Origin of the sequence: Vibrio sp. Vb1755 (assembly GCF_033338635.1) — a bacterium.
GTDB lineage: Bacteria > Pseudomonadota > Gammaproteobacteria > Enterobacterales > Vibrionaceae > Vibrio > Vibrio alginolyticus.
Genome location: NZ_JAWOTA010000022.1, coordinates 38,910 through 60,849, shown reverse-complemented (window position 1 = coordinate 60,849; position 21,940 = coordinate 38,910). Strand labels below are relative to the sequence as shown.

Here is a 21,940-nt window from a genome sequence, read left to right as displayed (position 1 = left end):
GAGCAAATGAGTATGTTCGACACCGAAATCGACTCATTCTATGAAGAACAGTTATGCGTAAACTGGTAGACGCTTACAAATTTCTAGCACTTTCTGTTTAGTCGCTTCGATAACTTCTTCGTTGCCGATGTTATCTAGAACGTCACACATCCAGTTTGCTAGCTCTTTTGCATCTTCTTCAGTGAAGCCACGGCGAGTGATCGCTGGCGTACCTACACGGATACCAGACGTTACGAATGGGCTGCGTGGGTCATTTGGTACTGAGTTCTTGTTTACAGTGATGTTTGCTGCACCTAGTGCCGCGTCTGCGTCTTTACCAGTGATATCTTTGTCGATTAGGTCAACAAGGAACAAGTGGTTTTCTGTACCGTTAGATACGATTTTGTAGCCACGCTCTTGGAACTGACCAACCATTGCTTTTGCGTTTTTCACTACGCGAGCTTGATAAGCTTTGAACTCTGGCTCCATCGCTTCTTTGAACGCTACTGCTTTACCAGCGATAACGTGCATTAGAGGACCACCTTGACCACCAGGGAACACTGCTGAGTTCAATTTCTTGTACATATCTTCGCCAGCATTTGACAAGATAAGACCACCGCGAGGACCTGCTAGTGTTTTGTGCGTCGTTGTTGTTACCACGTGAGCATGCGGTACTGGTGTTGGGTATTCACCGGCAGCGATAAGACCAGCTACGTGCGCCATATCAACAAATAAGTAAGCACCTGCTTTGTCAGCGATTTCACGCATGCGTTTCCAATCAACGATTTGCGAGTAAGCAGAGAAACCACCGATGATCATCTTAGGTTTGTGTTCAAGTGCTAGCTGTTCCATCTCGTCGTAGTTGATTTGACCAGCTTCATCGATACCGTAAGGGATAACGTTGTAGTGCTTACCCGAGAAGTTTACTGGTGAACCGTGAGTTAGGTGACCACCGTGCGCTAGGCTCATGCCTAAAACTGTATCGCCAGGGTTAAGAAGCGCCATGTAAACTGCGCTGTTTGCTTGAGAACCTGAGTGAGGCTGTACGTTAGCGTACTCACAACCAAATAGTTGGCATGCACGCTCAATTGCTAGTGCTTCAGCTTTATCTACGTACTCACAACCGCCGTAGTAACGCTTACCTGGGTAGCCTTCAGCGTATTTGTTCGTTAGCTGAGAACCTTGCGCTTCCATTACACGTGGGCTTGTGTAGTTTTCAGAAGCGATAAGTTCAATGTGTTCTTCCTGGCGAAGAGTTTCTTCCTGGATAGCTGCGAACAGTTCCGCATCGTAATCTGCGATGTTCATATCACGCTTAAGCATCTGTATCTCCTGACTCAGATTAGTACTGAAAGTTGCAAAAAAACTGTTGAATGACCCGACGCAAACGTTTTCGTCACCCTAATGGCGCGCATTCTACATAATTTGATTTAGGTCATAAAGAGAAATTTACAATTTTTCTCATGCAGTTTTTTCATGATGACAAGCAATGTTTATCATGCCAGCATTGCAATCGCATAACGACAATCTATTGCCTGTCAAATTTGTGCTTTACACCCTGTAAAACAGCAATTACATAGGTTTACCGTAAATTTTACCCTCTAGCTACCGAAAAGATCATCTTTTTACTACTATGCACGCCTTATTTATCACTAATGACTGCAATATTGATGGAAAAACACTCATTAAAAGAAGACTGGATAGCGATTCTCACGGGTACCTTTTTAGTAGCTCAAGGCGTTTTCTTTCTCCAATCCGCGAACCTTCTAACGGGAGGCACGACTGGATTGGCTCTGCTTATTAGCCAATTTACACCTTTTACCTTTGGTGTGCTGTACTTTTTAGCAAACAGTCCTTTTTACTTACTAGCATGGAAACGCTTCGGCCGTCATTTCGCCATTAATAGTGCCATTTCTGGCGCGTTGGTTTCTATCTTTGCCGATCATCTTTATTTGCTAATCTCGCTCGAATCGGTAAATGAAGTTTATTGCGCCGTCGCAGGCGGGCTTTTAATGGGGCTCGGTATGCTGATCCTATTCCGACATCGCTCCAGCTTGGGTGGCTTTAACGTGCTGTGTTTGTTTATCCAAGACAAATTTGGCATTTCAGTTGGCAAAAGCCAAATGGCAATCGATGCATGTATCCTGTTTGCTTCATTCTTCTTTGTCACACCAGAAGTGATTGGCCTTTCAATTTTGGGGGCGTTTGCACTCAATCTCGTGTTAGCGATGAACCACAAACCGCACCGCTATTCCGTGACCTACGGTTCATAAATTTTTGATAATGATTGAAGCGCGATTTATAAGATTTCGCGCTCCAATCGCTATATAATACTTCGCGATTTCCAAATAGATCGGTACGGTATGCGCGACTTTCTGCAACAAGCTAAACAGACTCACAGTTGTATTGCGATTGGAGAGCTGATCTATAACCCGAAGACACAGACCCTTCATCAAGATGTTATCGCGATTGATCTTGAACCTCGCACCATTGAATTATTAGAACTGCTGTTAACAAGCGTTGGCCACCCACTCTATGCTGACACCATTATTGAAACCATTTGGCAGAGCAAGTTCATCTCTAAGAATGTGCTCACGAACCGCATTAGCACCTTACGTGCCCTGCTACAGCAGTACTTACCCGAATACGATGCCGCTAAGCTTTTAGTCACTTACCCCCGCAAAGGCTACTTTCTTAACCCTGCCAATATTCGTTTGGTGCCACCAGCGAAAAGCCATCGACGCGTTATCCCAACTCAGGTTGCGAGGAATAAGAACTTCAAGCTGATTTTTGCTTATAGCTTGTGTGCCATACTTGCAGTTTGTAGCGTGACGCTCGCAAGCTTGTTATGGCAACGCCAAGAAATCTCAACACAACAAACACGTCATCAACTACTGATTCCCAAAGTCGAGCTACTACTCAACCGTGTCGATTCAATCGGCTCTCAGGCGCGAAAATACCGCATACTGGTCAAAGCCATCTTGCTGCAACAACAGGTCGAATATCCATACACCGACATCGCCAACCAAGATGCTCCCAGTTACTTTCTTGATCCTATCGGTCATGCGCCATATTTCCCTGGCGCACGAAACATGCAGACCAGCGACTACGAGCTCAATATCGAGTTAAAAGACGGCACAAAACAGGGCATCTTGAAAGCGCAGATGAACCTTATTTATCCTGCGACGGGCAAGCTAGCGTTTCGCAATGAGTACACACTGCGTTTATCTGACTTACAATCGGATATTTTCCAAATGCACTCGGATGTCGCGCAATACTTCAATCTGCCTGCACCTTCGGCAAGTACGTGGCAGCTTTCGGATATTCACAAAAAAATGTTATTCGAGAATGCCTTTTCTAGCCAACCTCTCCGACAATCTGATGAGTTTGCGGCTATAACAACGGCAAGACATCTCGCCTTATACGAGCACGAACATCAAAAGCTGGAAGCGTATTTAACTCAAGTACAATCGTCGTTTGATGTTTTGCCAGATGAGCTGAGCCTCTGGTTAGGTCTATTGCATTTCAAATTAGGTAACTTAGACAGGGCAAAAGCTCTGTTAACGACACCAGATGGCGACTCACGCATCCAAAACGCACTGATTTATACCTTTGTGTCTCACATTGCTTACAAGCAGAACAAACTTGAACAGTTCCGTCTCAACTACATGGAATCACTGGTGGCGCTGCTGCGCGTTTTACCTTCCGAAACCTTGTTTGAGCGTCTTTCTCAATCTGAATCCAAAGAGACTTGCCTCCAACCGTGGAAAACGTTGCATGTTAGTGTGACCGATCAAGAAATCATAAGCCGATGGAAAGCGCTCATTAACGAGTATTGCACTAATGTAGCCAACGAAATAAATCCAAATAAAACAAAGACCTAAATATAAAATTAAGCTTTCATTAACCCCTGTTATCTTTTGTTTTTTGCCCTTTTTCTCTCGCTGAACTTAGCATGCTCGCATTCAAGCAACGGCCCAACATGAAGCGGCCTTATCAATCAGGAATGTAAACCATGCTAAACAAAATGACGCTTATCGCAGCAGCAACTCTGGCTCTTTACGGCTGTGGCGGAGGTTCGTCTTCTGGCAGTGCGAATCCAAACAAAGTGCCTCAAGAAAGTTTCGACGTCTCGATTCACAACTCCATTTTCGCTCCTGTACCAAACACACAATTGAGCTATTCGTTTAGCTTGGATGGCCAACCAGAGGGCGACATGAAACTGAGCTTCCAAGCGATGGATAGCGAGCAAATATTGGCAGCATTGGCACAAATCCCAAACAGCGAGGCAATGGTCCAGTTGGTTAATGACTTGATGAACTACGGCGCCGAACAGTTCTACTATTCAGACGAGCAGTACAACGACGACGAAGAGAGCAATACGCTTTACTTTGCAGGATCAGATGGTGCACTCCATGAAATCACTGACGCTTATTTCATTGGTCATCAGTTTATTGCCATGCTTATGCACAGCGGTCCGATTTTCCGCCTAAACGGTGACAACGTAAAAGAGAAAAGCCCGAATATTGACATCGGTGAAGAAACTATGTCTCTGCAAACCACTCTTACAGGCTACTCAGTTCACAACCTACTAGACCGTTTTGAAGAGCATGAGTGGGTACAAAACCTTCCTATGACAGCATCTTGCCAAGTGGTTTGGCAACAGCAAATCCGAGAAACTGGCGTGCGTAAAGCGTTCTCGATCTCAGGCAAGAAAATTGAAGCGGCATACCTGATGGAAGAGAACATCTACAACCTAAACTGTGATGATATGGACTCAATGGAGTTCGCCACTTCGGCAGAACGTTGGTTTAATCCGAGCTTAGGTCTGATAGAACAAATTGAACTGCTGAAAGTACAACAAGTACAAATCAACGAAGAGAAAGTGCAGCTAACAGCGATTGAAACAAAATAAGCTTGCATTTTTTATAGATATCTCAATAAAAGAAGGCTTTGGGGAGCACACCAAAGCCTTCATCTCGAACATCAATCTTAGGGGTGATGACACCCGAGTTTATTCTTCTATCAATAAAATACGAGTTTCGTAAGGTCGTAACACTTGATGGTTTGACGCGACTGCGCTTGCTGAGTTTTGATAGTTAGATAGCAAGTTTTTCGCCTTACTCATATCAAAACGTTCTGGCAGAACGCATTCCACCTCTTCAGCGTAGTAGTTATTGATACACAGCAGCGTTTGCTTATCGTTCTGACGAGCGTAAGCGAAAATACGTTTGTGCTCTGGCAGCAGGTCCTCGTAACGGCCATCGGTGATGACTGGAACCTGTTTACGCAGTTCAATCAGACGCTTGTAAAAGTAGAACACCGAGTTCAAATCGGCAACCGCAGCTTCAGCATTGATTTCAGAGTAATTCTGCGCCACTTCAAGCCACGGCGTTCCCTCAGTAAAGCCCGCGTGTTTTGCACTGTTCCATTGCATTGGTGTACGTGAATTATCACGCGACTTCTGTGCCAAGATCGCCATCATATCGTCATGAGATACACCATCACGGTTGACCATAATGTCGTACATGTTAGTACTTTCAACATCACGATATTGGCTGATTTCGGTATAACCCGGGTTGGTCATGCCGATCTCTTCCCCCTGGTAAACATAAGGTGTGCCTTGCATCATGTGCACTGATGCCGCAAGCATCTTGGCAGATTCAACACGGTATTGCTCGTCGTTACCTAATCGGCTGACAACGCGTGGCTGGTCGTGGTTACACCAGAACAGCGCCCCCCACCCTTTGCCATTTAAGCCCGTTTGCCAATGATTGAAGATCTGTTTTAACTGAATGAAATCAAACGGCGCTTTGGTCCATTTTTCACCATTTGGATAATCGACTTTCAGATGATGGAAGTTGAACACCATGGATAGCTCTTTGCCGTCTAGCGAAGAATATTGCTGGCAGTGCTCTAGCGTAGTGGAAGACATTTCACCCACCGTCACGCTGCCGTATTTTTGAAACACAGATTCGCTAATCTCTTGAAGGTATTCGTGCACACGTGGACCATCCGTGTAGAAACGACGACCATCACCAATATCGTCACTTGGAAAATCTTGCTGCTTGGAAATCAGGTTGATAACGTCGAGACGGAAACCATCGACACCTTTGTCTGCCCAGAAGCTGATGACTTCTTTCACTTCTTCACGCACTACTGGGTTTTCCCAGTTTAAGTCCGCTTGCTCTTTAGCAAAAAGGTGCAAATAGTACTGGCCTGTTTTTTCATCCAGCGCCCAAGCGTTGCCACCAAACTTTGATTGCCAGTTGTTTGGTTCAGCACCATCTACCGGATCTTTCCAGATGTAGTAATCACGGTATGGGCTGTTTTTATCACCCAGTGCGGATTGGAACCACTTGTGTTCTGTCGACGTGTGGTTCACTACAATGTCCATGATGATACGAATACCCAACTGATGCGCTTCTGCTAGCAAAGTATCGAAATCTTCCATAGTGCCGAACTCAGGGTTAATCGAGTAATAATCGGAGATGTCATAACCGTTGTCGATCATTGGCGATTGGTAAACCGGCGTCAGCCAAATCGCATCCACACCAAGGTGCTTAAGATAATCCAGCTTAGAAATGATCCCTTTGATGTCGCCCGTGCCTTTACTGCCACTGTCACAAAAGCTTTTTGGGTAAATTTGATAGATGGTTGCGGTTTTCCACCAGCTCTCATCATGCTTGGTCATAGCCATTTCTAACACTCACTTACCAGTAATCGGAAACTTAAAATTTGAAAAGAAAAATAGGAGGAGGCAGCCAAGTCACTGCCTCAAATAGAATTACGCGTTTGCAGGCTCAAGCTCACCTTTGGCTTGTGCACGCTTATAAAGAATTAACGTTAATGCAGCAGGTACCAGCATTGCGACTAACATAGCCAAAGCAAAAATGCCCCAGAACTGCGGTTGGATAGACAAGATGCCCGGCAAACCGCCCACACCGATACCGTTCGCCATTACGCCCGCACTACCACAAATAGCAGCAGCACACGCACTACCGATCATCGCGCTCAGCATTGGGAACTTGTATTTCAAGTTGATGCCGTACATCGCCGGCTCAGTCACGCCAAGGTAAGCAGAGATAGCCGCAGGCACTGAGATATCACGCTCGCCATGTTTTTTACTGATGATAATGATGCCGACGACCGCAGACGCTTGAGCAATGTTTGAAAGTGCAATCAGAGGCCAAATTGGCGTACCGCCTAGCTCTTGCATCAGTTGAAGGTCTACCGCGTTGGTGGTGTGGTGAATACCAGTAATGACCAATGGCGCGTATAGGAAGCCGAAGATGGTTGAGCCAATCATTGCGAAGTCACCCGTCATGGCTGCTTTTGCTGCGAAAGCAACGCCGTCACCCAACATACGACCGAATGGACCAATGATAGAGTGCGCAAGAATCACAGACACAATGATTGAGACAAACGGCACGACCACTAGGTAAAGGTAAGACGGAATGATGCGTTTTAAGTTGGTTTCAATAAACGCCAGAGCCATACCAGCAAGCATTGCTGGAATCACTTGCGCCTGATAGCCCACTTTCTCGATGGCGAATAAGCCAAAGTCCCACACTTCAGGTACTTGCTTACCAATTAGGTAAGCGTTCATTAACTGCGGCGAAACCAGCGTGACACCCAATGTGATACCCAAAATCGGAGTACCGCCGAGTTTTTTCACTGTCGACCAACACACGCCAACTGGTAGGAAGAAGAAGATTGCTTCACCAATTAGCCATAGGAAAGAGTGTACCGTTGCCCAAAACTGGCTGATTTCCGTTAGCGTTTGACCATCAAACATCTTGATGTCGCCAATCACGTTACGGAAGCCAAGAATCAGACCACCGGTAATGATCGCAGGTAGCAGTGGTACAAAGATTTCTGCAAGGTGGGAAATACCACGCTCAACGATATTCATGTTTTGACGAGCAGCGTTCTTCGCTTCGTCTTTGCTGGCTTCACTTTTACCCGTCAGTCCGATCAGTACCTTGTAAACTTCATCCACTTCAGTACCGATAACCACTTGGAACTGGCCTGCGTTGGTAAAACAGCCCTTCACCATCGGTAATGCTTCTAACTGTTTCGTATCTGCTTTGTCCGTATCATTTAGAACAAAACGCAAGCGAGTTAAACAGTGACTTACACTGGCAATATTGTCCGGCCCCCCGACCAGCTCAATAAGACGCTCCACGTCTTTACGCGCAATCTTACTCATAACTTTGTCCACCCTGTATTGGATACATTCGATTCATCATTTTGTTTTTATAAATGGGAACATTCCCATTTCTTAATTTTAATATTGCCATTCGAAGACAAAAAACAAAATGGGAACAGTCCCATTAATTGAGAATGATCACAGTATAATTTTAGAGCAGATCGTTTTAGTGTGGATTAACAAACGATAGGCTGTTGAGTAAAGTGAACCACTTCCTCATCACCATTTAATTGATTGATCAGCATGTTAGCGGACTTCTCACCTGCAAGGGTATAACCTGGGTCGACACTAAATACTTTAGGGAAAAGGAAAGAGAGCAATTCATTACCACCAACACCTGTCACAACCACGTCTTCACGGCCTAACTCTTGAAGACGCTTAATCACGCCCAACGCGATAGTGTCACTGGCGCACACGATGGCCTGAGTATCAGATTGAAGGACTTTGTCTACCAACTGATAAGCACTTTCATGGCTCAACTTACCCGTTTGGAAACAAGGTGCAATTTGCTTGCGTTGACACCAAGCTTTATAAGCATTTAGACGAGCTAAGCCAGTGGTTTTGTCTTCAGGATCAACACCAATATAAGCAATGCGAGATAAAGATTGCTGCTCAAGGTGAGACAAAGCCATGTCTATCACACCTTGGTTATCGTAGTTGATCGAGGAAACCATTTGCGTGTCCATCGCGATCACGACGATACGATTCCCCCACTCCGCCAATGCTCGCTCATCACATCCAGTAAAACCAAACACGATCACCCCATCGACGTTGCGACGTCTAAGCACATCCAAATGCTCATTGGTTTTATCGCGATCGAATTGGCTCTCCATGATCACCGCATCATAACCAGCGGAATACAAAACATTGAGCATGGTACCAACGGCGCGATTTTCTGATGGTGAGTCTAAACGGGAGATGATAACCCCAATGACTTTTTGGCTGCCACCACGCATCGACTGCGCCGACTTTGATGGGACGTAGCCTGATTCACGAATGATTTGCTCTACCTTCTCTCGCGTTTGGGGTTTCACTTTTGGATCGTTAGTAAGCACACGGCTTACTGTCGATTTGCCCACGCCTGCCAATTTTGCGATATCAAGAATGGTGAGTTTTTTGCTCATAAGTGTTCAGATTAAAAGAAGGAATCAAACAAAAGGGAAGCAGTGGCTTCCCTTATCTCAGTCAGTAATGAATATTACTTGTTTAAGTACGCAGGCACATCTGCAATGCTATCCAATACTACCGTTGCAATGGCTTCGCCCTGTTCCGTTACTGGCTTACCAGTGCGAACCAAAATCTTAGTGCCAACGCCTGCCGCTTCTGCTGCCATCATGTCTTCAGCTTTATCGCCGATCATCACAGATTTCTCCATGTCGATCTTCAAGAAGTCACGCGCAGAAATGAACATACCTGGTTTTGGCTTACGGCACTCACAATCTTGCTTGTACTCGCCAATGCCATGTTCTGGATGATGTGGACAGTAATAGATACCATCGAACTCAACACCATTATCAGCAAAGTTCCAATCCATCCATTGAGTCAGAGACAAGAAACGGTCTTCACTGAATTTACCGCGTGCGATGCCCGATTGATTCGTCACTAACACTAGAAGGTAGCCTTTATCTTTTAGCGCTTTCGTCGCTTCAAATACACCATCAATGTACTCAAAATCATGTTCGTCATGAACGTAGCCGTGGTCAACGTTTATCACGCCATCACGATCGATAAAAACAGCAGGTTTTGCCAAAACGTATTTCTCTATTAACTCGGTTTAATCAGATTATTACATACCTTATAAACTTCAACACTATCTAATTCATTCTAGGCCTCGACAAAACAGTTGATTTGTTGGGCAAGAATCGGTAAATCTGAGGGTGCCCCGCCATCTACCTCCTGCTTGTTATCTATACATCTTCGCTTCAAAACAGAACATCCATACATTTAGACGTCTAGACGTAAAAATATCTATTGACTTCATTCTGCTTAACCCATAGCATCAACTGAAAATTGAGATAAAGCTCAACATTAAGTTCTGTCAAAGGCCGTTTTTGACAGCGAAGTTCCCCGTATCTTTGGGCAGGTTGAAACATGATAGAAATAAAAAACGTCAATAAAGTGTTCTACCAAGGCAGTAAGGAAATCCTTGCCCTGAAAGACATTAACCTACACATCGACAAAGGCACTATCTTTGGTGTTATCGGTTCATCAGGTGCTGGTAAAAGTACGCTGATCCGCTGTGTCAACATGTTAGAAGCGCCGACCTCTGGTTCCATCATCGTTGATGGTGTGGATCTAACCAAACTCAGCAAAAAACAACTAGTCGAAACACGCCGTAACATTGGCATGATCTTCCAGCACTTTAACCTGCTTTCGTCTCGTACTGTGTTTGATAATGTGGCATTACCCCTAGAATTGGCAGGTAAAGACAAATCGCAAATCACAACAAAAGTAACTGAGTTGCTAAAGCTTGTAGGCTTAGCCGACAAACACGAGAGCTACCCATCTAACTTAAGTGGCGGCCAAAAACAGCGTGTGGCAATTGCTCGTGCATTGGCATCCGATCCTAGCGTGCTGCTTTGTGATGAGGCCACTAGCGCACTAGACCCAGCAACAACTCAATCTATCCTTGAGTTATTGAAAGAGATCAACCGCAAACTCGACATCACGATTTTACTTATCACTCACGAAATGGAAGTCGTAAAAAGTATCTGTCACGAAGTAGCAATCATCGGTGGTGGTGAGCTGGTGGAAAAAGGCACCGTTGGCGATATTTTTGCGCACCCTAAGACAGAGCTAGCGCACCAATTCATTCGCTCAACGCTGGATCTTTCCATTCCTGAAGATTACCAAGCACGTCTGCAAGCAGAGCGTGTTGATGGCAGCTATCCGTTGGTTCGCTTAGAGTTTACTGGCGCAACCGTCGATGCACCGTTAATGTCGCAAATTTCTCGTAAATACAATATTGATGTGAGTATTTTGAGTTCCGACCTTGATTACGCTGGTGGCGTGAAATTCGGCATGATGGTCGCAGAGCTATTTGGTAACGAAGAAGATGACAACGCAGCTCTTGAATACCTGCGTAAGCACAACGTAAAAGTAGAGGTACTTGGTTATGTCCTTTAATACGATTTCTGAATGGCTGAGCTTAAACAGCAAACTACTTTTAGGTGCAACGTGGGAAACGCTTTACATGGTTGCGGTTGCCGGATTAGTCGGCTTTGCTGTGGGTATTCCATTAGGCGTAATCCTCCATATTACTAAGAAAGGCGGCCTACTTGAAAACACCAAACTAAATAGCGGCTTAGGCGCTATCGTTAACATTGGTCGTTCTGTGCCATTCCTCGTACTGATGGTTGCGATTATTCCAGTGACAAAAATGCTAGTTGGAACCTTTATCGGTACAACCGCAGCAATCGTCCCACTGACTATTGGCGCCATTCCTTTTGTCGCTCGTCTTATTGAAGGTGCTTTATTAGAAGTACCGACAGGCTTGGTGGAAGCTGCGCAGTCAATGGGGGCGACTCCAACACAGATCATCACAAAAGTTCTACTACCTGAAGCAATGCCGACTATTGTTAACTCAGTAACGATTACCTTGGTCACTCTCGTTAGCTACTCAGCTATGGCGGGTACGGTAGGCGGCGGCGGCCTAGGCGACGTAGCCATCCGTTACGGTTTCCACCGCTACGATGTAACTATCATGGCCGTGACTGTCGTGATGTTGATTGTTCTAGTACAGATTATTCAGTCTATCGGTGACGCAGTGGTGCGCCGTGTAGACCACAGATAAGCATCAAAAATACAAATTATAAGGAGATAAAGATGAAATTTAGCCTTAAAGGTCTTTTGACTGTAGCAACGGCCGCCTCTGCTCTTGCTCTAGCGGGTTGCGGCGACAAAGAAGTAGACGTAAACAAAGTAAAAGTTGGCGTTATTGCTGGTGCTGAAGCACAAGTAGCCGAAGTTGCCGCTAAAGTAGCAAAAGAGAAATACAACCTAGACGTTGAGCTAGTAACATTTACCGATTACGTAACACCAAACGCCGCTCTGGATGATGGTTCAGTAGACGCGAATGCGTTCCAACACAAACCATACCTAGATCAACAAGTGAAAGACCGCGGCTACAAACTGGCTATCGCGGGTAACTCATTCGTTTACCCTATTGCTGGTTACTCAAAGCAAGTAAAATCAATTGATGAAATTCAAGATGGCGCACGCATCGCAGTACCAAACGACCCAACTAACCTAGGTCGCTCACTACTGCTTCTTGAGCAACAAGGTTTGATTACGCTACGTGATGGCGTTGGTCTACTCGCTACAGTACGTGACATCGTAGGCAACCCTAAAAATATCGAAATCATTGAACTAGAAGCCCCACAGCTTCCGCGTTCATTGGATGACGTAACGCTATCTATCATCAACACCACTTACGCAAGCTCTATCGACCTATCGCCAGAGCGTGACGGCGTGTTCGTTGAAGATAAAGACTCACCATACGTAAACCTAATTGTCGCTCGCGAAGAAAATGTTAATGCGCAAAACGTACAAAACTTCGTAAAAGCTTACCAAACGGAAGAAGTTTACGAAGCGGCAAAAGAGCTGTTCAAAGGCGGTGTTGTGAAAGGTTGGTAATCCCACTTTTCAAAACATGATTGAAAACAACGTTCTAAACATAAACGTTCTAAACACAAAAGGGCTGATGTGAAAACATCAGCCCTTTCTATTTGTCTATCTACCCATTTAAGTAGCTTCAATTCGCTACTTAAGATGGTCCCAAGAGATATTCGACACGATTCGGCAGTCATCACACTTAAAATGAAATATGTCATGTAGTGGCTCATCGAGTAGCCACTCGCCATCGCATTTTGGACACTTGCGCGCTTTCTCGCTCTCCAGCGACTGACCACCGACACGATACTGGTAATAGTACGTAGGGATCTTCGTGATGTATTCGATACGGCCACGTAAGTCCCAACCTCGGCGAAACAGCACACTATCCACATCGCAAATTTCGTGCAGCGCCGCATGTTCCGCTCGGCAGCCCCCTGCCATTTGGATTTCATCACACGCTTGCCACTCAGTCTGCCACTTAATGACGGCTTTATGGTCTCCATTAAGTGTTGGCTCATTACGATACAAAGGAATTGGCAACAGGGTTTCACCACTTCGCAAAGGCGAACACGTATGAACATAAGTCGTGTACAACACTTGCCAGCTAGGTGTCTCTTCTTCGGCTGCTTGTTCTGAATTCAAATCACGCCCCAGCATACGCATTTTCGGAGCAAGCAAAGACGCATCCGACAAACGGTTCATGCACACTTTGACGAAATCTGAGTGATAACGTGGATGCAAGCTGTCTTGTTCTGGGCAAACAACACGAACGAAAAATTCACCTTCTCCCATCACTATCGGAAATTCACGACCTAATACTTGGCCGTTGTAACGCAGAGCATCCATCAAGCCATTAATGGCTTTGTCTACCGCGCTGACGGTGGTGTTATCAAAACACTCAAACTGCAACTCAACAACATACATACTTAGACGGCAGCCTCTAACTTATTCAAGAACTCAACCAATGAATCTGCCAATACATCACGTTTAGAGGTGCCCAAACGCTCTAGAATCACATTGCCAGTGAGGTTACAAATAGAAATCACATCCATTTCCTCATCTGTCGCTGCGATAAATACTGTTGGTTTAAGTTTCAAGCGGCGCTGCGTCACCAAATGACCAAGAATATTTTCTTGTAGACGCACGAAATCGTCATCGCTCCACACTTGCAGCAGCGTCAACGAATTACCTTGCCAAGTTGCCTCCATATCAGCGCAGTATTGAGAACCATAAAAGGCTTTAACATCATCTTGCAGTGACAACTCAATCGCATTTTCCACATTGGTGAAATCGGCCATTTCATCACGTGCGACCGCTTTCCAAAGCACCTTTCCATCACGCTTCTCTTCGACACAAGAAGAAACAAGCTCTGCAAGCTCTTCACTGCTTGGCAACTCATTGTGCTTAGCTTGCCAAGCTTGTTGGTAGCGCAGGCTGAACTCTTGTAGCGCCTGAGTAACGTTTTGGGTCATGAAGGTCTCCTCATTCCTTATTTATCAGATAGCCGTACTTGCCGGATGGCAATTGACCAGCGGATTCAGTAAAATTCTCGCCATTCTAATCGAAAACGACCACAAAGTATGAGCAAATATTCTGACGCTAAAGAGCTTGCTGGCCTAACACTAGGTAAAACGACCGAGTATGCGAACCAGTATGACCCAAGCTTGCTGCAACCAGTCCCTCGCAGCCTGAACCGAGATGACCTCCAGTTAGGCGATACTCTGCCTTTCATGGGGCACGACATTTGGACGCTGTACGAACTGTCTTGGTTAAATAGTAAAGGTTTACCACAAGTGGCCGTTGGCGAAGTATACATTCCAGCCACCAGCGCAAACTTGATTGAATCGAAGTCTTTCAAACTGTACTTAAACAGCTATAACCAAACCCGCTTTGCAAGCTGGGAAGAAGTGACTGAGCGTTTAACACAAGACCTTTCTGAATGCGCAGGTGAAAAGGTGCTGGTTGAGGTGAATCCAGTGACCCACTATACCAATCAACCTATCGTGACAATGGACGGTGAATGTGTAGATGACCAAGACATTGACATCACCAGTTACGATTTTGATGCCGATTTGCTTGAAGGTGCGGCAGGTAAAATACAAGTTGAAGAGGTGCTACATAGCCACCTATTGAAATCAAACTGTTTGATCACTAACCAACCCGACTGGGGCAGTGTAGAAATTCGCTACCAAGGCGCAAAAATAGATCGTGAGAAGCTGTTACGTTACTTAGTGTCTTTCCGCGAGCACAATGAGTTCCACGAACAGTGTGTAGAGCGTATTTTTACGGATCTAATGAAATACTGCCAACCAAGCAAACTGACCGTATTTGCCCGCTATACGCGCCGTGGAGGCTTGGATATCAACCCTTACCGCTCAACGGAACAAGATAAGCCAGCTCACAATCACCGTATGGCTCGTCAGTAAGCGCATAGGCAACAGAAATAAGTTCGGCAATCTAAAGGGTTGCCGGACGTTTTTATTGTCCAAGCATGTTACTATATCAAATGGCTTCAACCCGCATTTAAACGGCTAATTGAGGCTTTTCGCCGTTATCGCCATATCTAAAAACAGTTCGAGGGAACGAAAGGATGTTTTGGGACAGTTCGCGTCTATTCAAATTGATTGGCTTTCTTTGCTTGCTGTTTGTACAGCCACTTCATGCTACCATTTTATCGTCCGCGTTACTCAACGAAGCACAACAATTGGCGGAAATAGAGCCATCACAAGCAAAACAAGCGGCAACCAACTATTTGTCACAGCGTGAACTAACAGAACGCAAAGAAAGTGACAGCCCTTCAGCCATGTCTCGCGACGAAACAGATCGTAGCGTTCGCACACCAAGCAGCACCATCGAAGCGCACAAGATTATCGCTCAGGCAGATTACGCCATGGGTAATGTTCGTTCGGCTATCGAGCACCTAAATAAAGCGGAACGCTTAGCGCAAGAATATCAATTGCCGTACATGGACTTAGATCTCCAGCTGATGCGCAACCAAATGATTTGGATGTACGACGAAAACTACTCAAAAGCGGAAGACACGCTTAACCAAATTGAACAACAGCTCGATGAAGCCGATGCCGTATTACAACGCACCGACAGTGTTCGCTACCGACTAGTGATGCAAAGAGCACTCCTCGCTTCACATAGTGGCGATATCATTAAAGCGGAAAACTTGTACTCTGAAGCAAAGACCATGCTTGACGATAGCCGCTCTGAGTTAGCCTTGATCGACTACTACACAGCCGTCGGCGAGTTTTACCTCAATAGCAAGAAATACAATTTGGCTTTGTCAGAGCTGCTATACGGTTATTGGCAATCTATTGAAAGTAACAGTGGTGCAAGGTTAGCAAAAGTGAATCGCCTTTTGGCTAGGCTCTTCCAGGAGCGACGAGTGTACGACAAAGCGATCGAATACTTATCTCAAGCCGCAGATTTTTATGACTCTTACCCTAGCTCTCCGATCCTAGCGGACGTCCTAGAGCAAATGGGCGACATCTACTTTTATCAGGGTAAGTTTAACCTTGCGTTAGTGCATTACTTCAACGTGCTTGACCATGAAAGTACCAGTAAGAACATCAATAGAATCATTAAAATTCGCTTAAGCTTGGCGGCTACCTACCTACAACTCTATAACTACGCGCTAGCAGAGCAGTACTTAGACCGCTCTAAAGAGCTTTTAGAATACACCAATATTCCTAAGCTTGAAGCAAAGGCTGCCCTGCTTCAGTCAGGTCTGGCTTATCATCAAAATGACAGTAAAGACGTCATTACTAATGCAAAGCTGGCGTTAGCGCTTGCTGAAAAGTCACCTGAAAATAACAACTTCATTAAGCAGCAGTCATACCGTTTACTTGGGTTGGGTTACGAGCAGGCAGGCGAATACAAACTTTCTCTGCAAGCTTATAAAAAATACACCAACCTCGTTCGTCTAGAACAAAAGCAGCTTAACCAAATCAGTGAAGATGCGTTCCGTCAGCAAAAAGAATTTGCCGAACAAACCATCCATTACATCGGTCAATCAGAACGCTTAGAGCAAGTGGAAAGAGAGCATCGTAAATTCCAGAAAATCTCATTTGCATTGTTTATTACTGTATTGGTCATGTTTTTGTTCATTATGCGCCGCGGTGTCATTATGCAGCGCCAAGCAAGTGAAATCGAAAAACTGCGTAACGACCTCTTCACCCACTCTCGCTCTCGTTTACGTAACTTGCGTATGCTGAATGTTAAGCTTTCTCGCTCATTGAAAAAGTCGAGCGAAACTTTCGAGCAATGGCAAATGGGTGAATTGATCCACGAACCACTTAATGATCGCCTACGCTTTGTTATGATCGATTTGCCATTCTTACGAAGCATGTACGTCCATAACGGCTATAAGGCAGGTCTAGAACTAGAACGGGCATTTGGCGACTTCCTTGCGGAAAAAATAGAAAAACCGTCGCGTCTTTACCATTTCTCAGATGCGAACTTACTCTACATAGAACCGAACGCTGACCGTGATGCTTCTGCCGAAGTCATGTTCGAAAAATTCCAGACTTGGGTGGATGAGTTCGCACAGCAGCACAACGTCAATCGTATTATTCGTATGGGCATCAGCGATTATCCGTTCTTACCCCGAGCCTACACTGCAATTAACGATGAGGAATTACTCGATCTGTTATTGCTTGCTACTCACATCGCACGAGAAGTCAGCTTGAAGGATAAGCAAAGCCACTGGGTGTTCTTAAAAGCCATCGATAATGCGCCTGCTGCTAGCTTTGCAACAGGTAACATAAGAACTGCCTGTCAACATGCCATTAGCCAAGGCCTGATCAAGATCCATTCGTCCTACAAGAATGAGGACGACATCAAGAAAATATTAAAAAATGGATAATTAAACGCCTGTTGAACGTAATAACTAATGACGCTATAAAGTTTTTTGTTATTATCAGATAATTGTCAGTAGTACATGGACTTAACCGTAGTCACTTCATGGGAATCTTGGAATCCGATATTCAGTCGCAGCTGCATCAGCTGAGTTGTCAACTTGACCAACTCAGACTGACTCATCGTGATACTTCACTCAAATTCAAACGTGAACAACAAGTTCTTAAACGCGTTGTGGCATCATTGTCTTCAGCTTGCCAGGGTTCGAATACTCAGGTATCCAACTACCTATTTGAAATCCAACAAGAGCTGCAACATCAAAAAGATATCAGCATTCTTATCCCGCGTTTAGCGGTATTAGAGAGGATGCTCAAACAGCAGTCGAAGACGATGGATAAACAGAACGGTTACCTTGACGAACAAATCAAGCACAGTGGTGAAACACTGCAACGTGTCACTGGCTTACCTGCGCAGTTAAAACGTGAACTACGGAACCTGATGAGTTTCTCTGAAGTTCACGCCAGCAATAAAGCTGATCAAGCCACTAAGCTACTGAGTATTTACGAACGCGCTCTGAAAATCATCACGTCTAATTCACGTCTACATCTTAGTGAATTTGAAAACAATCCCGACAGATCTCAGCTTGAGTGCTTAGCCAGCGACCTCCAACATACTATTACAGAGCTGGATTTCGAAGGAGAATCAGGCGATAGATTGCTGGATATTCGCGCTAAGTTGCTCCTTGGCGTGAGTGCCGAGTCTCTCATTGAGCTTACGCTCTCAACGCTGAAATTGGTTGTCGAAGCAACAAAGTTCGAGCGCGAGGCGTCTAGCCAATTCCTTGATCAGCTGAACACTTCTCTCGCAAGTAACCTAAAAACCGTTCATCAGAACGTCGACCAGCATCATACCTACTTTGAACACCGCCAAGAGCTCAACACAGAAATGAACAGCTTGGTTGAATTAAGCCAAAAGTCACTTAATCAAGCTCAAGATATCGCGGTTGTGAAAAAAGAAATCACGCCTCTTCTCGAAAAAATGGCGTCGCTGACAGAGCGACTGAAAATGACGGAAGAGCGAGAGCAAGCGCTGCAAGAACGGTTGAGTTACAGTAAGAACCAACTCGAAGCGGTATTTGAAACTACGCAAGATTATCGTCGACGCTTAGATGACCAAGCTCAGCGTATGTTGCTCGACCCGCTGACTAAAGTTTATAACCGCACTGCATTTAACGATCGACTAGAGCTAGAGTATCGCCGTTGGATTCGCTCTCAGCAAAACCTTCGTGTTGTGCTATTTGATGTAGACAACTTCAAAGCGGTGAATGATAGCTATGGTTATACGGCTGGCGATAAAGCGCTGAAGATCATCGCTCGTACTATTAACAAGCGCGTATCAGAAACGGAAACAGTAGCTCGCTTTGGTGGCGAGGAGTTTATTCTACTCGTCCCGGAACAATCTGAAGAATACACACTGGATCTGATTAAGCATATCCAGCGTGATATTAGCCAATTACCCTTTAAGTTCCGTGAGCAAAATATCATGATTACCTTAGCTGCTGTATCGACGTCTTTCAAAGAGTCCGATACGCCAGAGTATGTGCTCGATCGTCTTGGCAAGATGCTTGCGGACGCTAAAAAACGTGGAACAAACCAGCTTAACTGGAGCTAAGATTCGTACAAAAAGCGAGCAAACAAACCAAATTTGGTGCAATCTACGCTTTATAACCACCCATTTTCAACGAGTTATCACATTTCTTCCCTTTTAGTCTGCTAAGCTGTAAAAACCCAAGTCACTTCAAGATGATGTATTTATAAAAGGCAAATGTATCATCTTGAGGTTGCTTGGGAGTTGATAACCATAAAACCAAATCGGCCAACTACCTTTCATCAAACCATACGTATAACACCAAAAAGGTAAGTTGGTACTTTCCCTCAAATTAATGCAACACAAGGAGGCGTTATGATTACCCATATAAGCCCCGCTGGTAGCATGGACTTGCTATCTCAACTAGAAGTAGAGCGCTTAAAGAACACAGCCTCGAGTGAACTTTATCAGCTGTACCGTAATTGCACATTAGCGGTGTTGAACTCCGGTAGCCATACCGATAACTCGAAAGAACTGCTCGATAAATACCAATCGTTTGATGTCAACGTCGTGCGTCGTGAGCGTGGTATTAAGCTTGAACTGACTAATCCGCCAGAGCACGCTTTTGTTGACGGCGAAATAATTAAAGGTATCCAAGAGCATCTGTTCTCCGTATTGCGTGATATCGTTTACGTAAACATGCATTTGGCAGACGCCCAGCGGCTCAACCTTACTAACCCAATTCACATTACGAACCTCGTGTTCGGCATTCTTCGTAATGCCAGAGCATTAACTCCAGGTATCGCACCGAATCTTGTCGTATGTTGGGGTGGTCACTCTATCAATGGAGTGGAGTATCAGTACACACGTGAAGTGGGTAACGAACTGGGCCTGCGTGAACTTAACATCTGTACAGGTTGCGGCCCTGGCGCAATGGAAGGGCCGATGAAAGGTGCAGCGATTGGGCACGCAAAGCAACGTTATACTCAGCAACGTTATCTTGGTTTAACCGAGCCCTCGATTATTGCGGCCGAGCCACCAAACCCAATAGTAAATGAACTGGTCATCATGCCCGACATCGAAAAGCGCTTGGAAGCCTTCGTCCGTATGGCTCATGGTATCGTTATTTTCCCAGGTGGCCCGGGCACAGCGGAAGAGCTACTGTACATTCTTGGCATCATGATGCACCCGGATAACGCCGATCAGCCAATGCCTATCGTATTAACAGGACCAAAAGAGAGTGAAGAGTACTTCCGCTCTATTGATGAGTTCATTCGCGACACACTTGGTGAGGAAGGGCAAAAGCACTACGAGATCATCATTGACGACCCGGCAGAAGTCGCTCGTATTATGAAACGCTCCATGGACTCGGTACGCCTTCACCGAAAAGAGAAAGGCGATGCGTACAGCTTTAACTGGTCATTGAAAATTGAGCCAAACTTCCAACTGCCATTCGAGCCTACTCATGAGTCGATGGAACAATTGGATTTAAGCCTAGATCAAGAACCGCAAGTTTTAGCGGCCAACTTGCGTCAAGCCTTCTCTGGCATAGTGGCAGGTAACGTAAAGGCTGAAGGCATTCGAGAAATAGAACGTAGAGGGCCTTTCACCATTCATGGCGACGCAGTCCTCATGAAAAAACTCGATAAGTTGCTAAAAGACTTTGTCGAACAGCACCGAATGAAATTACCTGGCGGTTCAGACTACGAACCGTGTTATCGAATCGCTCACCCGGAAATTGGTGGTCGATAGTCAGGCTAGCATTCGTTACACTAGGGGCATTACGCCCCTTTTTTATTGCTAAGTCATTATGTCTATTCATCTTGTTATCATTGATGCCCTAAACCTGATCCGCCGAGTGCACTCAGCACAACCAGATCCAACCGACATAGCAAGAACCATAACCACAACGCAAAGAACCCTCACTCGCATTCTGTCAGAGGCCAACCCGACACACATCATCGCGGTTTTTGATCACCACGAACAAGACAGAGGTTGGCGCGCTGAAATTCTCCCTGACTATAAGCAAAACCGAAAACCAATGCCTCAGCCACTACTGCAAGGGTTAGATGCGATTCAACAAGCGTGGTGGGAGCAAGGTATTGATTCATTGCTGTCTGAAGGCGATGAAGCAGATGATTTGGTTGCTACACTCGCAACGAAAGTGGCCAGCCATGGTGAAAAAGTCACCATCGTTTCCACAGACAAAGGTTACTGCCAGCTACTTTCCCCTACCCTACAAATCCGTGATTATTTCCAACACCGTTGGTTAGATGAACCATTTCTCGAAAAAGAGTTCGGCGTAAAACCAAGTCAACTAGCGGATTACTGGGGATTAACAGGGATAAGCTCTAGCCAGGTTCCGGGCGTACCTGGAATTGGCCCGAAAGCAGCGAAAGAGATTCTCACTCAGTTTGAGAGTATTGAAGCAGCCTACGCTAGTGAAGATCTCGTACCGAAATACCGTAAAAAATTGGATGAGCACATTGAATCTGCTCGTTTATGTAAACGCGTCGCCGCTTTAAAGTGCGATATCGAACTAGGCTTTAACTTGCAAGATATTCGCTTTTTAGGGCCAAACAAAGCGGAGTAGTGCCCGATGGTAGTTTCACACCATGAAACCCTCAGATATTAAAAAAGCGCCATTTGAAGGCGCTTTTTCTATCCTAATCACTATCCCCA

18 protein-coding genes are annotated in these 21,940 nt (G+C 45.3%); 11 read left to right on the top strand and 7 right to left on the bottom strand.

Going from position 1 to position 21,940, the window contains the following annotated elements; genetic code table 11:
* Positions 1–51: 51 nt before the first annotated feature.
* The gene (gene glyA, locus R7E00_RS17360) at positions 52–1,302 is read right to left on the bottom strand and encodes a serine hydroxymethyltransferase (protein WP_005381985.1); all 1,251 of its coding nucleotides are present in this window, start codon (positions 1,300–1,302) and stop codon (positions 52–54) included.
* Positions 1,303–1,649: 347 nt separating this feature from the next.
* On the opposite strand from glyA, the gene R7E00_RS17355 reads away from it, so the two are divergent.
* From R7E00_RS17355 to R7E00_RS17345, 3 genes are all read left to right on the top strand, one after another.
* The gene (locus tag R7E00_RS17355) at positions 1,650–2,252 is read left to right on the top strand and encodes a YitT family protein (protein ID WP_017635671.1); all 603 of its coding nucleotides are present in this window, start codon (positions 1,650–1,652) and stop codon (positions 2,250–2,252) included.
* 90 nt (positions 2,253–2,342) lie between these two features.
* Positions 2,343–3,863 (top strand): transcriptional regulator, encoded by a 1,521-nt coding sequence (locus R7E00_RS17350; protein WP_262606315.1) that lies wholly within the window; start codon positions 2,343–2,345, stop codon positions 3,861–3,863.
* A 131-nt stretch (positions 3,864–3,994) separates the two neighbouring features.
* Positions 3,995–4,894, top strand: a complete 900-nt coding sequence (locus R7E00_RS17345; protein ID WP_005383600.1) for a hypothetical protein — start codon at positions 3,995–3,997, stop codon at positions 4,892–4,894.
* Positions 4,895–4,993: 99 nt separating this feature from the next.
* Here R7E00_RS17345 and treC read toward each other — a convergent pair whose 3' ends face one another.
* From treC to gmhB, 4 genes are all read right to left on the bottom strand, one after another.
* The gene (gene treC / locus R7E00_RS17340) at positions 4,994–6,679 is read right to left on the bottom strand and encodes an alpha,alpha-phosphotrehalase (RefSeq protein WP_053350273.1); all 1,686 of its coding nucleotides are present in this window, start codon (positions 6,677–6,679) and stop codon (positions 4,994–4,996) included.
* A gap of 87 nt (positions 6,680–6,766) precedes the next feature.
* On the bottom strand, positions 6,767–8,191 hold the full coding sequence (gene treB / locus R7E00_RS17335; protein WP_005381959.1) for a PTS trehalose transporter subunit IIBC: 1,425 nt from the start codon (positions 8,189–8,191) through the stop codon (positions 6,767–6,769).
* A 176-nt stretch (positions 8,192–8,367) separates the two neighbouring features.
* A complete protein-coding gene (treR, locus tag R7E00_RS17330; protein WP_238952225.1) occupies positions 8,368–9,315 on the bottom strand; it encodes a trehalose operon repressor TreR in 948 nt (315 codons plus the stop codon).
* Positions 9,316–9,389: 74 nt separating this feature from the next.
* A complete protein-coding gene (gene gmhB, locus R7E00_RS17325; protein WP_005381961.1) occupies positions 9,390–9,941 on the bottom strand; it encodes a D-glycero-beta-D-manno-heptose 1,7-bisphosphate 7-phosphatase in 552 nt (183 codons plus the stop codon).
* 341 nt (positions 9,942–10,282) lie between these two features.
* Here gmhB and metN point away from each other — a divergent pair, with 341 nt between their 5' ends.
* The 3 genes from metN to R7E00_RS17310 are packed head-to-tail and all read left to right on the top strand — an operon-like array spanning position 10,283 to position 12,826.
* Positions 10,283–11,317 carry a methionine ABC transporter ATP-binding protein MetN gene (metN, locus tag R7E00_RS17320; protein ID WP_182016579.1) on the top strand — a complete coding sequence of 345 codons (1,035 nt, stop codon included), beginning with the start codon at positions 10,283–10,285 and terminating at the stop codon, positions 11,315–11,317.
* Positions 11,307–11,984: a methionine ABC transporter permease gene (locus tag R7E00_RS17315; RefSeq protein WP_005383604.1), complete on the top strand. Its 678-nt coding sequence runs from the start codon at positions 11,307–11,309 to the stop codon at positions 11,982–11,984. The genes metN and R7E00_RS17315 overlap by 11 nt, the downstream gene beginning before the upstream one ends.
* Positions 11,985–12,016: 32 nt before the next feature.
* Positions 12,017–12,826 (top strand): MetQ/NlpA family lipoprotein, encoded by an 810-nt coding sequence (locus tag R7E00_RS17310; protein ID WP_005381966.1) that lies wholly within the window; start codon positions 12,017–12,019, stop codon positions 12,824–12,826.
* Between the two features lie 126 nt (positions 12,827–12,952).
* Here the strand turns inward: R7E00_RS17310 and R7E00_RS17305 are convergent, their stop codons facing one another.
* Together R7E00_RS17305 and syd are read right to left on the bottom strand one after the other, a co-directional pair.
* Complete coding sequence (locus R7E00_RS17305) at positions 12,953–13,729, bottom strand: Zn-ribbon-containing protein (protein WP_005383605.1); 777 nt, start codon at positions 13,727–13,729, stop codon at positions 12,953–12,955.
* 2 nt (positions 13,730–13,731) lie between these two features.
* A complete protein-coding gene (syd, locus tag R7E00_RS17300) occupies positions 13,732–14,277 on the bottom strand; it encodes a SecY-interacting protein (protein ID WP_318124454.1) in 546 nt (181 codons plus the stop codon).
* A gap of 108 nt (positions 14,278–14,385) precedes the next feature.
* Between syd and queF the strand changes: the two genes are divergently transcribed.
* The 5 genes from queF to xni all read left to right on the top strand — a co-directional run bounded on the left by queF (position 14,386) and on the right by xni (position 21,851).
* Complete coding sequence (queF, locus tag R7E00_RS17295) at positions 14,386–15,231, top strand: NADPH-dependent 7-cyano-7-deazaguanine reductase QueF (protein ID WP_053306524.1); 846 nt, start codon at positions 14,386–14,388, stop codon at positions 15,229–15,231.
* A gap of 164 nt (positions 15,232–15,395) precedes the next feature.
* A complete protein-coding gene (locus tag R7E00_RS17290) occupies positions 15,396–17,678 on the top strand; it encodes a tetratricopeptide repeat protein (protein ID WP_017635678.1) in 2,283 nt (760 codons plus the stop codon).
* Between the two features lie 98 nt (positions 17,679–17,776).
* Positions 17,777–19,342, top strand: a complete 1,566-nt coding sequence (locus tag R7E00_RS17285; RefSeq protein WP_262606316.1) for a sensor domain-containing diguanylate cyclase — start codon at positions 17,777–17,779, stop codon at positions 19,340–19,342.
* Between the two features lie 291 nt (positions 19,343–19,633).
* The gene (gene ppnN / locus R7E00_RS17280) at positions 19,634–21,010 is read left to right on the top strand and encodes a nucleotide 5'-monophosphate nucleosidase PpnN (RefSeq protein ID WP_005383611.1); all 1,377 of its coding nucleotides are present in this window, start codon (positions 19,634–19,636) and stop codon (positions 21,008–21,010) included.
* Between the two features lie 58 nt (positions 21,011–21,068).
* Positions 21,069–21,851, top strand: a complete 783-nt coding sequence (gene xni, locus R7E00_RS17275) for a flap endonuclease Xni (RefSeq protein WP_053306525.1) — start codon at positions 21,069–21,071, stop codon at positions 21,849–21,851.
* Positions 21,852–21,940 lie beyond the last annotated feature (89 nt).